Here is a 13,430-nt window from a genome sequence, read left to right on the forward strand (position 1 = left end):
CGTCTGAAAGCCTCGTGCTTGCTCTCTATCTTTGTAGGGTAAAGAACAATCACTAAAAAACATATTGAACATGGAACACAGAAAAAGAAAATGGCTGGCTCAGGTAGCAGCCGGGTTTTGTCTGGTTACGCTTACCGTGTCATGTACGCAGGGCGAAACGAAGACAGGAGATGAATTTAGGTTATGGTACGACCGTCCCGCCAATGAATGGATGGAATCTTTGCCCGTAGGCAATGGCCGACTGGGAGCAATGGTGTATGGGGGAGTCGATGAGGAGAAGTTGGCGTTGAATGAGTCTACCCTTTGGGGAGGAGAATATGACGAGACGCAGCAACGGCCTTTCGGCCGTGAGAAACTGGATCATCTCCGGAAACTTGTTTTTGAAGGTAAACTGGCAGAAGCCAATGACATAGCAGGCAGGGAGATGAACGGAACCTCCCGTTCGTTCGGAACGCATCTGCCAATGGGTGACTTGAAAATACGTTTTATCTATGAGGATAGCCATCCTGTGACTGATTACTGTAGGGAACTGGACTTACAGGATGCTGTTTGTCGCACTACATACCGTCGCGGGGATGTGACCTATTCTAGTCAGTGTATTGCCTCTAACCCTGACGAGGTTATTGTCTGGAATGTTACAGCCAGCCGGCCGGAAGCGTTGAATATGGATATCAGTCTTGCTCTACTTCGGAACGCAGAAATACATACCGAAGGGAATGACCTTGTTTATACCGGTGATGCGCGCTTTCCATTGCAGGGTGAAGGGGGCGTTAAATTTGAAGGTCGTGTCACAGTAAAAGCTAAGGACGGTGTGGTAGAACCTGCCGATACATTGCTTCGTATCCGCAAAGCTACGGAAGTTACGTTACTGACGGATATTCGTACCGACTTCCGCAATACGACTTTTGCCGGATATGACTATTCGGAGAAATGCCGTACTACGCTTGCCGAAGCGGGAAAACACTCTTTTAAAGAGTTGCTGAAGCGTCATGTCGCTGATTATGCACCGCTTTTTGCCCGTGTAAACCTTTCACTGGGGACGGTAGACAACAAAGATATTCCCACGGATGAACGTTGGAGACAGTTGCGTGCCGGAGGCACTGATCCTGCACTCTCTGCTTTATTCTTCCAATATGCCCGTTATCTGCTTATTGCTTCTTCACGACCGGACTCTCCGTTGCCGGTTGCATTGCAAGGTTTCTTCAATGACAACCTGGCATGCTACATGGGATGGACAAATGATTATCACCTCGATATCAATACCGAGCAGAATTACTGGATAGCGAATGTTGGTAATCTGGCAGAATGCAATTTGCCACTGTTCGATTATATCCGTGACCTTTCGGTTCATGGCTCGAAGACTGCTCGTGATCTTTACGGTTGTCAGGGATGGACGGCACATACCACGGCTAATCCGTGGGGATATACTGCTGTCTCGACAAGTATCGCATGGGGACTTTTCCCGACGGCTTCCTCTTGGATGGCTTCGCATCTTTGGACACAATACGAATATACACTCGACCGTGATTATTTGGCTAAGACGGCTTATCCGCTGTTGAAGGGAAATGCCCGTTTTCTACTCGATTATATGGTGGAAGATCCTTCCACTGGTTATCTGCTTACGGGCCCCAGTATTTCTCCCGAGAATTCATTTCGCTTCGAAGGGCGTGAGTTGGGTGCTTCGATGATGCCTACCGTAGACCGTGTACTGGCTCAGGAGATATTCAATGCCTGTTTACGTTCTACTGAAATTCTTGATACTGATCCCCTCTTAGCAGACAGTTTGCGCCAAGCATTGAAGAAGCTTCCTCCTTTACGTATAGGGGCTAATGGAGGTGTCCAGGAATGGATGGAAGATTATGAAGAGGCTCATCCGAACCATCGCCATACCTCCCATTTGCTTTCACTCTATCCGTTCTCTCAGATTACTCCTGAAGAGACTCCTGAATTGGCAACTGCTGCCCGGCGTACGATTGAACTTCGTCTGGCAACTCCTGATTGGGAAGATACGGAATGGAGCCGTGCCAATATGATTTGCATGTATGCTCGTCTGCGTGATGCAGAAGCTGCGAATGCCAGTGTACACCAGTTGCTTACTGAACTGACGCGTGAAAATCTTCTAAGTATTTCCCCTGCCGGTATTGCCGGGGCACCTTATGATATTTTTATCTTTGACGGTAATGCTGCCGGTGCTGCGGGAATTGCAGAAATGTTGCTGCAGAGCCATGACGATTGCATTCGCTTGTTACCTGCACTGCCTATTGAGTGGAAGGAAGGTTCGTATAAGGGACTATGTGCCCGTGGTGGCCTCGTAGTAGATGCTTGTTGGAAGGAAGGACGTTTGGAAAGTGGTCTCTTACGTGCTACTGTTCCTGCAGACTTTCGCCTGCAGCTGGTAGATGGAGGACGTTATACGCTCCGTATCAACGGTGAGGTCCAAACAATACGTCCGGATGTGAGCAACTGTTTCCGTCTTTCTTTGAAGAAAGGAGATGTTGTGGAAATTGCAGGGTCGAACGATAATAAATGATGTTTTTAAAAGCAGGGACGATGGGGGGATTCCTGTTGCAAACTGTCGTTCTTAATATGGCACTAAAATTAAGAGGATATTACTTTAAATGAGTAATATCCTCTTGTTGTTTATATATCTGGGTTGTTTACAGGTTTGCTATTTCTTCTTCCGTCAGTCCAGTACATTGGCTAATGACAGAGACCGGAAGTCCTTGTTTTTTCATGTTGAAGGCGGTTTGGCGAAGTCCTTCTACCTTTCCTTCAGCGAGTCCTTCAGCGAGTCCTTCAGCGAGTCCTTCGGCTTTCCCTTCCGCTTTCCCTTCTGCTCTTCCTTCTGCCAAGCCATCTGCCCGACCTTCATACCATCCGGTAAAAATAACGCTTTTTTGATAACGTATCGCTTCCATATCTCTGTAATAAGCTTGTTTCTCCGTATCATCCAATGCATCTATCCGCAACCGTTCTCGGGCTTCGGGCAATCCTTTGGCTGTTGCAGTCTTTTCTATTTCCCCCGTTTTTAGGAACTGTATCCATTCGTCCAGCGGAGTACGGGCTACTTTGTCGAACTCATTGACACGCAGTACGTAGTATTCCGGAAAAACGTCTCCGGCTTCTTTGCCCACGAACATCTCCCGTTGGTGAATGGATAACTGTAATATGTCTTCCGGTTCGTGCATCCCTTGGAATACTGTTTTCCCATGGTAAACGTAATCTTTGCCTTGCCCGAGGTCAAAATAGACTATGTTGACAGAATATACTTTGCGTACATTGCTATATTCATCTCCAAGCCCTATGTACTCGGTGATCGCTTTCGAAACTCCATATAGCATGCGGTGGAAATAATCCAATTCACGATTGTTCTGTACTTCGATGATAAGCAACTCACCTTTCGTGTCTTCTGCCAGTAGGTCTACGCGGTTGAACTTATCATGTGCATCCGTCTGGTTACCTTCACTTTCAAGGAATTTACATATTTTCAAGTCCTCTCCCAATAAGGTAGAAAGGAATCCTTCCAGCACGACATAATTGCTCTTATCGCGCAGCAGGCGTTTCATCGCCCAGTCAAAACGTATCAAATTTGAACTCATAATGGACAGTATTAAATCTCTATACGATACAAATATAACGTTTTATATTCGGAAATGCTCAGGGGGGATGATATTTTTATAGAATTGAGAACGAAGAAAGAAGGGGGAAGAGGAGAGGAGAGAAAATGCATACGTTGGAAGAGAAAGGCAAAGGAGGAAATTGGGGAATTTATGAAGTGCTATAATGTACCGCTTTTAGATATTTTATTGGCAAAATGTATACTTATGTTGCTTCTTTTAGCTTTGACGTTTCACTGGACTGGCCTTATAAGGAAGATGTTTTATACTTGCTAAGTCGAAATTCAATATTTATTTTGTCAGATTACTGTTGTTACTGTGTTGGATAGCTATTGCTAACGTGTCAGATAGCAATTGCCACTGTGTTAAATGGCTATTGCTACTGTGTTGGATAGCTATTGTCAACGAGTAAAATAGTCTTTTCTATCTCTTCATTTCCGGTGGATGCTTTTTGTCTAACAGAAAGATAGATGGGAATCTTTAAACCGATACTTACAGAAAGAAGAAAAGGATGAATTGCATACTGTGCAATCCATCCTCCTATATTTGCTTTCGAAGTGGAAAATCCAGATTGCTTTATAATCCGTTCTTTTCCACCAGACAAGGTTTGGGTCGTAAATACATCCGCTGCGCTCGTGCAGAAAATACAAAGTGTCAGTTTGACATTTTGGCTTGTGCTGTCTTATTTCACAAATTTCTTGCTTATTGTCTGTTTCGAAGTCAGCGTTGCTTTCAGGATATAGAACCCTTCAGGTAGCGCGTTGATGTCCAAGGTCTCTTCATGCTGAGAACCGCTGAAGACCTGGGTGGTATGCAAGCGTCCGTCAATGGAATAAACGGATGCACTGTAAACAGGTTTGGGAGCCTGCATAACCAAGCTCCCATTACTAATAAACATATTAAAAGAATCCGTACCGGAGTCCGTTTCAGTAACGATTCCGGTCGACCAACCCTCTTTTTCCAATCTATATAATCGGACATCTCCTGCAGGGACTGTACACTTCAGGTTTCCATCGTCCAAGTTTATACTTTCGCCTGTCCATAACTCTGTGATGTGTTTCACATCGGCTTCGTTTAGTCCCAGGCGTGACAAACTAACGGTTTCGGTTGCTGTTTTCGATGTGTCATAATTGAATACTACCAGATAGAAAGCATTTTTGGTATCGAGCATGTAGATCTTGTCTACACCGTAATTGTTGTCGAAGTGACTGAAGTTGACAGACATGTTTCCTTCAACCGGACTGAATGAACGTCCTAATTGTGCCACAGCATTGATGTCGGCATTAGTCGCTACTTTTTCTGCCTGTGTACGCAAGGTTTGCGTACCGGGGAATGATCCTTTCAGGCTGAAGTTGTCACCTAATAACATCGTACCGGTCATAGCTCCTGTAGTCAGGCGGATTCGGTTGGCTCCTTCCGAGCAGTCTTTGAATACTAGATGATCAGGGTCGTTGTAGGGATATACACGATCTAACCACCAGCCGAATGTCAGGCTGTTGAGCATATACTGGCTATTGTCAATGGTACCCCATGCATCACAAGAGATGCGTCGAGCGTGTCCGTATTGTGACGGGAAAATGGGAGCGATGGAAAGGTCGATGAACATATCTTCCCCACAAGCATCTACAAAATATTGCATACCATAGTTATACGCTTGTATACCGGTTGTGATATCGGGATTGTAGAACTTGTCGGCTTCCAACGTACCGTTGTTGATGAAGTCGATCTTTACGTACTTGAATCCCCAGTCTTTAAAACGTTTCACCTGATAGTCTATGCGTGCCAGTGTACCCGGATGTGTCGGGTCGAGTGCGTACGATTCGATCTTACGGCGTTCTCCTCCGGCGGTGATGATGATGTCACTGTATTTGTATTTTCCGTTGGTACCTTCCACGTCCCAATCGTCCGTTGCACTTCCCCAGAAGGAGAATGGTGTCCAGTAGATACCCGGAATCTGCCCGTTAGCTTCGCAATGTTTTACGAAGTCTTTCAGTTGCTGTTCGCTAAAGTTGTCCCAGTAAGAATCGAGTACCATGTATACTTTTCCATTTTCATTGTGGAAGTTCTGTGGTTGAAGTGTGGATTTGAAATAATCGGATACATCGATGGCACCTTCATAGTTCACTTTCTCAGCCATACCGCCCCAGCTCTGCCATGCAAAGATGGTACCTTTCTGCCAGGACAGCGGAGGAGTGACAAGAGCCGTTGCTTCACCGATTGTTTCAAGACCTTTGCGCCAATCGTTGAAGTAACCTACAAGGATTTTAGGAGATTTGATGCGTTTCCCTTTCAGACTTCCGTGATGATAGATGGCGGGACCTTTTTCCGGACGAACGTCGTTTGTGTTGGCATCTACCAATCCACCGAACACTTCAAGGCTTCTTAAGCGGTTGGTGCTTGAACTGCCGTAATTGATACCTGTTTTCCAGTTATCATGTTCTATAGAACCTAAGCACAACCCTTGGCGGCTGATGACATCGTAAATGGCAGTTACTTCGCAAGAGGTGGAACTGATTCCCCAAGGATTGGCAGAATAACCACGGAAGCTGTCATTGTCGAATGGCACGTAAAGTAGCCGATTATCTCCTTCAGCGGGAAGGAAAGTACTGCTGGTCTTGGTCATGATAGGAGCAATCCAGTTGCAGCTGCTCTGTTGGTCGGATACCAGAAAAGCTTCTGTCAGCAAGTAATCCTGTGATGGATAAAAGTAGAAAACCTGTTCTAGTGATTCTTTTCCAGAAAGACCGGAATAGATATAAGTATATTTTTCTCCGTCACCGAAAACATCGGATATACTTTCCTTTTTGAGGGTAGCGTTGGGATAATCGTTACTTTTCAGTTCTTCTCCGTTGGCATTGACTGCCTGTACGAAGACTTTTTTCAGGAGAGTCAGATCCTGATAAACATAAGTCACGGTCTTGCTGCTTTCGTCAAATGTGATTTGCCACTTTCCGTAACTGATGTCGAGATCGCCTGCAACGGCAGTATGTGCCGTGAGGCACAAACTGCTGATAAGGCAACATAGATTTCTTTTTAAAAAGTTCTTTCTCATTCGATGGTTACTTTAATAGTTTCTTGGTAATTTGCTGTACGAACTTGTACGATGTATATATTCCTATTGAAAACTGAATTCATATAATTGCCCGGTTGCACGGTCTCGGTGGCTATTGCCTGTCCTACGCTGTTATAAACGGTGATTATAGCTGCTTCGTCTGACTGAAGATAAATTTTTCCGTCAGTAACCTTGATCAGATTGTCTTTGTCCGCTTCGAGTTGGCCGATGCCTGTGCCGATCTCTTTGGAAGTGGCGAAAGTGCTTCCCAGTTTACCTTGATCGATGGTTTGTACTCCCCATTCTTCGATATCGGCAGCCGGAATGTTCAATGTGTATGACAAAGAAGTCAGTGCATTGTTGCAATCGCCCAGACTTAATGCACCGGTTGACAGATTGGCTGGCACAAGTGAAATGATCTGGTCGTTTTTCAGCTTAATCACAAGGTTGTAACGTAAAGCTGATACCGGAGTCTGTGTATCGCTTCCTGCAGACCAACTGAAAGTGACGTTATTATCACCAGCAGTGGCTTTGAGCCCAGTCGGTGAGGCCGGAGCGGTGTTCTTGGCAGTATTGCCGCCATTGTGGTAAATACCGAATGTAGCCGGATCATTATATCCCATAGCTGCCATGTCGACGAAACCATCATTGTCATAGTCATACAGCCCGACGACGGCACCGCTTCTGAAGCCCATGACAACATCGGTTTTGATATCGAATGTATTATTGTCTTTGTTTAGTACGAATATAGTCATAGATGCGTCATTGTCACCGTTCCCGGCATAAACAAGATCCATTTTTCCGTCGCCATTCACATCTGCCCAGTCTACACCGCTTTTCTGTACTTTAGGAAGATCTGCTTCCATCTTTCGGAAGGGAACAGCGGTATCTCCTGTGTTCAGGTAGATGGCACAACTCTTATCCCAGTTTCCCCCGATATAAGTTTCGCCACTGTAGAAAAGATCTTGGTGTCCATCTCCATTGATATCCACCCATGTGATCTGTCCTTTTTGCGTACCGCTTACGATGCCACCTTCGCTTTGGTCGATCGCGATCTTTTCGAATTTACCGTTACCTAAGTTATGATAGAGTACGGAATAAGTGGCATCATTTCCCCAACCTGTGGCTATCAGGTCTGGTCGTCCGTCATTGTCATAATCGCCCCATGCTAATGATCCGCTACCTAATGTCGGAAAGCTTTCTCCATCGAGGGCATTGTCTGCTTTGCTAAAAGTTCCGTCACCATTGTTGTTGTGATAGAGTACGATGCGGCGTTCTTTATCGAAAGTTGCGATATCTTGGTATCCGTCATTATCGTAATCGGCTATAGCGATGAACCCGGTGTACAATGCCTCTTCTTCATTGTCCATATCTTCTATTTGGAAGTTGGAAACTACTTTGAAGCTATTTCCTTTCGTGTTTTTATATAGTTTGGCTTCTCCATAACCGGCATAGAGCAAGTCCACATATCCATCGTTGTTATAATCAATAGGTGCAAGTACTTTGTCCCAGGTTTCATTGAGTTCGATCTTTGCGCTCAGGTCTTCCGATTCGAAATCATTACCCCTGTTGCGAAGTAATGCGGCTTTGATGGTCCAATTGTCGTTCAGGTCACGTCCTTTGACTGCCATATCCATTTTGCCATCCATGTTATGATCCATCCATACGAAGTTTCCGTGGAATAGCTTGTTGCTACAAGGTAGTTCGATGGCAGAGTAAGAAGGAGCAGTTTGTGCCGATGCTCCGATAGCGGCAAGTAATGCCATCCCGGCAAGGGATGTTTTTAGTTTGTTTGATCTCATGGTTGTAGTATTTTTATCAGGTTATTGTTTCTTATTTGTAACCGCTTCCTCATTCAGTTGTAAACTGAAGGGAAGGAAGCGGTTAGGTTAGTTTTAAGTTGTTTAATCGTTATCTGTATCCTTCGTTCTGATCATCATCCGTAATATCCGGATTTAATTTTATTTCTGAATCAGGGATAGGCCAGTAGATGTTGTGCTGGTCAATTGTTCCGTTCATTTTCGTCCATTTATTGCGCTCTTTGGTCAGTTCAACGAATTTGCCGGTACGTAATAAGTCTATTTTACGCCACTTCTCTCCGAATAGTTCACGCATGCGCTCATCCATGATCTTAGTCCGGAAATCTTCTTGTGACATGCCTTTGTCCCATTTCATTTCGGTCGGGAGATCAAATTCCCATGCACGTTCGCGTACCTTATTTACTTCGGCTACAGCTTCTGCGGTCTGGCCTAATTCATTAAGACATTCTGCATAGCTCAGCAATACATCTGCATAGCGGAGTACAGGGATATTCTTTCCTGATTTCCACATGTTTTTTACATCAAATCCGGAGTGTGAATCCGTACGAAAGTCTTCGTATTTTTTGATATGTGGCTTCAGCTCATCGTGATCATCACCTAAGTCTTCCCACAAAATATTTTTTAAATCGGGAGTCTGACCATAATATGTGAAATTATAACGAATATTTTCATCGCGACGGATGTCACCCTCTTCCCAAAGACCGCCATCTTCTATATCAGAGTATGCATATTCAGTCGGTACTGCATGGTCATAGCCGGAGAAGTAGCATTGATCTCCAAAATAGCTTTGTACAGCCCGACTACCAATCTGGAATTGAATTTGATTAAAGTCAGTAGTGACGTTAAACTGCAATTCCCAAATAGATTCTTTCGTGTTTGTGATTTTGTAATCCCATAAGTCAGCATAATCCACTAATTGGAATCCACCTTTTATTACTTCCTCAAATGCTGCTTTAGCTTTGTTAAAGTCACGTAATCCAGTCTCTATTGGAGCTGACATATAGGCCTTCCCCAGTATTGTATAAGCGGCATAACAGGTTGCACGTCCCGGAGTATTCTCTTTCGGAGTATATTTGGCTGCTCTTTCCAAATCAGCGATTATGAATTTCCATGTATCTTCTAAAGATTGCCGTCCATATCCCAGTTCGCCATTTAAGATTTTCTCAAGATCGATTGTCGGTATACGTCCCCAATACATGGCCAGCTCATAATCGAGAAAACCACGAATAAAGCTCGCTTCACCTACTAATTGAGCTTCTTTACTTCCTACTACTAAGTCATCGTTATTTAAGACTCTGATGATTTTGGCAGCAGCGGTCACTTGTGCCCAACGCAGATTCCATTCTTGTTCTATTTTACCTTGCAATGAATTCAGATTTGCATCATATTTGTCCAATGCTCCTCGTTCTGCACCTGATTTCAGCGCTTGGTAAGCACCACTCTGTATTTCATCTGTGCCGACAGAAGGTATCCAAAAGTGTTCATCTTTCCAACACTCGCGCCATTTAGTATAGATACCTTGTAAGTTCAGTTCTGTATAATCTAAATCTGTATAGATTTCTTCTTCTGTTAAAGCTTTCTGACAATTTTCTGTAAGAAAGTCGGAACAGGATGTCAATGCTCCACAGGCTAATATGGCCAAAGACAATCTTTTGATATTATTATATATTCTCATGATTCTTGGATTAATAAGGTTAAAAACTAAAGTTCAGACCGAATACATACATTTTTGTAGGAGGATATCCCCAATCTCCTGTTTCAGGATCAAAACCTTTATATTTCGTTGCACAGAATAGATTACTACCGGTTACATATAGCCGGAGATTACTGATTTTGGCTTTGGCTAACATGCTTGAAGGGAAGTTATATGCTAACGTCAAAGTAGCCAACCTCAAATAAGAAGCATTCTGTAAAGTGAAATCCGATTCGGAAGGAGAATAACGGTTATAGTCTGTTGCATTGGTTACGACACGTGGGAATTTTGCACCTGTATTATCAGGTGTCCAGCGGTCTTTCAAATCGGGTGTAGCCATACTTAATCCAACGCTGCTAGCCAATGATTCATAGTAAGGACTGATTTTTTTGGCTCCGTAGGAATAGTTGAATACGGCATTCAGTGTAAATCCTTTGTAACTGAAATCTGTAGAGAAACCACCGTAGAATTTAGGATCGCTTTTGCCAACGATTGTGCGATCATGTTGGTCTATAATGCCATCAGGTTTGCCGTCAGGACCGGAAAGATCGAGTACATAGATATCCCCTAATCCAACTGTTTTTCCGTAATAAGTAATACCTTCCCACTGTTCGCGATTGGATTCGTTAGCAATGCCTCCATATTTATAGGTGTAAATGCTATTAAGCGATTGGTTCAGGAAAACACTTTTTTCGCGTTCATTTTCGTTGCTCAGGATATCCGCTCCTTCATAAAGCTCTGTTACTTTATTTTTGTCCATTGAGTAATTGACGCTAAGGTTCCAGTTGAAATCTTTTGTCTTAATAATGTTAGCGTTTATAGTAGCCTCAAATCCTTTGTTTTCTACAACTCCAATATTACCCCATGTTTGGTTGTAACCGAATGTTCCTGGTAAATCGTATTTTTGTAACAAACCTTCGTTCTTAATAAAGAATCCGTCTAAGGATACGCTGAGCCGATCGTTGAGGAAACTCATATCAATGCCTATGTTAGTTTGTTTTTGGCTCTCCCAAGAAATGGAAGGATTACCGCGCAAACCGGTACCGGAATAGGTTGGAATTCCATCATTAATTGTTGAATAATAAAGAGTGGCATAAACAAAGTCTTCAATGTCTTGATTACCTACTGCACCGTAACCAGCACGTAGTTTTAAGCGATCAAAGATATTCTGATCTTCCATGAACGCCTCATTTGTCATTTCCCATGCTAATGAGAAAGAGGGGAATAGTCCCCAACGATTTCCGTCTGCAAATTTAGAAGAACCGTCATAGCGGAGAGTAGCAGTAGCAAAATAACGTTTATCATAATCATAGTTGGCACGTCCAACAAAAGAAACCAATGTCTTTCCTGTGAAATCGGAACCAATGTAAGTCTTATTTTTTAAAGCAGCCCCGGCCAAGTCTTTGTATGTCAGATCATCACTAGCAAAACGGCTACCTTCTGCTTTTGTGTAGTTAGTGTTAATACGGCTGGTACTTGTGCTAAACAAAGCGTTGATACGGTGTTTGCCGATTGTTTTGTCGTATGTGATAGAGTTATCCCATTGCCAGTTCATATATTCCCAACGTTCATGTTTGGCTTTTGAGTCCCCTTCGTTACCACGGATAGATTCCTGAATTCCGGTAGGAGTATACTCATACCATGCTTGTGTAGAATAATCGATAGCAAAGCTAGTACGGATATTCAAGCCTTCAATTGGATTAATGTTCAGGAAGTTAGAAGATGTGATACGGTTACGAGTACGGTCGCGTATTACTTCCAGCGAGTTGAACGGGTTGTAATCGTTATTGTTTTCTTCCGAGTGTGCTCGATAGAAAAGAGTCAGATAATCTTTATCGTGACGGGTAGCGTCATCTTTGTATGGGTTGTAATTCAATAAAGGGTTTGCCCATAAAGCTTTGTTATAAACGTCATCTGAGGGCATACCGTCTTTTACGTGGTTGAAAGAAGTATTTGTACCTACTTTTAACCAAGATTTAATGTTTGTTTCCGCATTTACACGACCGGAATATCTTGTTTGTTCGGTAGTTTTCACCAGACCTTTTACGTCGGAGTAACCTAAACTAATATAAATGCTGCTATTATCAGTACCTTTAGAGAAACTGATGTTGTGATTCTGTTGGTAGCCAGTCTGTACTACCTGATCCAACCAGTCATAAGATTGTCCGCTACGATAAGTATCGAATTCTTGATCGTGGAAGGCAATGTTTGTCTTCAGCAGTGTATTGTCGATATAGTCCTGACGGTTTCCATCTGGATTATTATACATATAACCATTGGCAAAAGCGTCTAAACGCAAATTAAATAATTCCTGTGCGGACATAGTTTTCGGGCGTTGTGACATTTTGGTGATACCAAACCAACCATCGTAGTTGACTTTGCCTACTCCTTCTTTTCCTTTCTTTGTAGTAATCAGGACAACACCATTCGCACCACGTGAACCATAGAGGGCAGTGGCGGATGCATCTTTCAATACCTGAACGGATGCTACATCGTTTACGTTGATGGAATTGAAACCACCTTGGTCGTTACCCATAACCAGCCCGTCTATTACATAGATCGGAGTACTTCCGGAGTTGATTGTGTTTACACCGCGAATCTTAATACTTGAATCATCGCTCGGTTTGGCGGCTGTATTGATCATCACACCGGCTACACGTCCTTGCAGGGCTTCGTTGATAGTAGTTACGGGTTTTTCTTCCAGCACTTTGGACGAAACTTGTGAGATGGCACCTGTCAGGTCGCTTCTTTTCATGGAAACACCCACTACGACCACCTCTTCCAATGCTTCGGCATTTTCTTTCAGTATGATTTTTAATGAAGTCTGAGAAGCGATTTTTACTTCTTGAGTCAGATAACCTATATAGGAGATAACGAGTGTGGCTCCTTGGGGGGCATTAAGAGAAAAGTTTCCATCAATATCGGTGATAGTACCGTTTGTTGTGCCTTTCTCTGTTACGTTTGCTCCAATAATCGGTTCGGAATTTACGTCTATAACCTTTCCGGTAATAGTCATGTTCTGGGCGAATAGTCCGGGACAACACCCTAACATAGTCAAGATCAAACAAATCAGTTTTACTTGTTTCATGATTATTAGTTTAAGAATTAATAAATATGTTTTTATTTCAATGCATTGGTTTTTACTTCAACATCCGGTGTTTTTCTATACTTCTATTAGGAATGATAGGATGATACCACCTTTGTTTTGGTATGACAAAGATAGATGCTCGAAATATCATGATAAGGTG

At 43.3% G+C, this 13,430-nt stretch carries 6 protein-coding genes; 1 reads left to right on the forward strand and 5 read right to left on the reverse strand.

Annotation, left to right across the window (positions count from 1 at the left end):
• Positions 1-70: 70 nt before the first annotated feature.
• The gene (locus H8744_RS06635) at positions 71-2,530 is read left to right on the forward strand and encodes a glycoside hydrolase family 95 protein (protein WP_262434093.1); all 2,460 of its coding nucleotides are present in this window, start codon (positions 71-73) and stop codon (positions 2,528-2,530) included.
• Between the two features lie 127 nt (positions 2,531-2,657).
• On the opposite strand, the gene H8744_RS06640 is transcribed toward H8744_RS06635, so the two are convergent.
• From H8744_RS06640 to H8744_RS06660, 5 genes are all read right to left on the reverse strand, one after another.
• Complete coding sequence (locus H8744_RS06640) at positions 2,658-3,599, reverse strand: Rpn family recombination-promoting nuclease/putative transposase (RefSeq protein ID WP_262434094.1); 942 nt, start codon at positions 3,597-3,599, stop codon at positions 2,658-2,660.
• Positions 3,600-4,299: 700 nt separating this feature from the next.
• Positions 4,300-6,669, reverse strand: a complete 2,370-nt coding sequence (locus H8744_RS06645; protein WP_262434095.1) for a T9SS type A sorting domain-containing protein — start codon at positions 6,667-6,669, stop codon at positions 4,300-4,302.
• Positions 6,666-8,471: a T9SS type A sorting domain-containing protein gene (locus tag H8744_RS06650; protein ID WP_262434096.1), complete on the reverse strand. Its 1,806-nt coding sequence runs from the start codon at positions 8,469-8,471 to the stop codon at positions 6,666-6,668. The genes H8744_RS06645 and H8744_RS06650 overlap by 4 nt, the downstream gene beginning before the upstream one ends.
• 109 nt (positions 8,472-8,580) lie before the next feature.
• Positions 8,581-10,164: a RagB/SusD family nutrient uptake outer membrane protein gene (locus H8744_RS06655; protein WP_262434097.1), complete on the reverse strand. Its 1,584-nt coding sequence runs from the start codon at positions 10,162-10,164 to the stop codon at positions 8,581-8,583.
• Between the two features lie 19 nt (positions 10,165-10,183).
• On the reverse strand, positions 10,184-13,270 hold the full coding sequence (locus H8744_RS06660) for a SusC/RagA family TonB-linked outer membrane protein (protein WP_262434098.1): 3,087 nt from the start codon (positions 13,268-13,270) through the stop codon (positions 10,184-10,186).
• Between the last annotated feature and the right edge of the window lie 160 nt (positions 13,271-13,430).

It is taken from the genome of Jilunia laotingensis, assembly GCF_014385165.1.
Lineage (GTDB): Bacteria > Bacteroidota > Bacteroidia > Bacteroidales > Bacteroidaceae > Bacteroides > Bacteroides laotingensis.

Bases quoted from the DNA above. Each gene is read 5' to 3' on its own strand.
- H8744_RS06635 (WP_262434093.1), top strand. From the start codon at position 71: ATGGAACACAGAAAAAGAAAATGGCTGGCTCAGGTAGCAGCCGGGTTT.
- H8744_RS06640 (WP_262434094.1), bottom strand. From the start codon at position 3,599: ATGAGTTCAAATTTGATACGTTTTGACTGGGCGATGAAACGCCTGCTG.
- H8744_RS06645 (WP_262434095.1), bottom strand. From the start codon at position 6,669: ATGAGAAAGAACTTTTTAAAAAGAAATCTATGTTGCCTTATCAGCAGT.
- H8744_RS06650 (WP_262434096.1), bottom strand. From the start codon at position 8,471: ATGAGATCAAACAAACTAAAAACATCCCTTGCCGGGATGGCATTACTT.
- H8744_RS06655 (WP_262434097.1), bottom strand. From the start codon at position 10,164: ATGAGAATATATAATAATATCAAAAGATTGTCTTTGGCCATATTAGCC.
- H8744_RS06660 (WP_262434098.1), bottom strand. From the start codon at position 13,270: ATGAAACAAGTAAAACTGATTTGTTTGATCTTGACTATGTTAGGGTGT.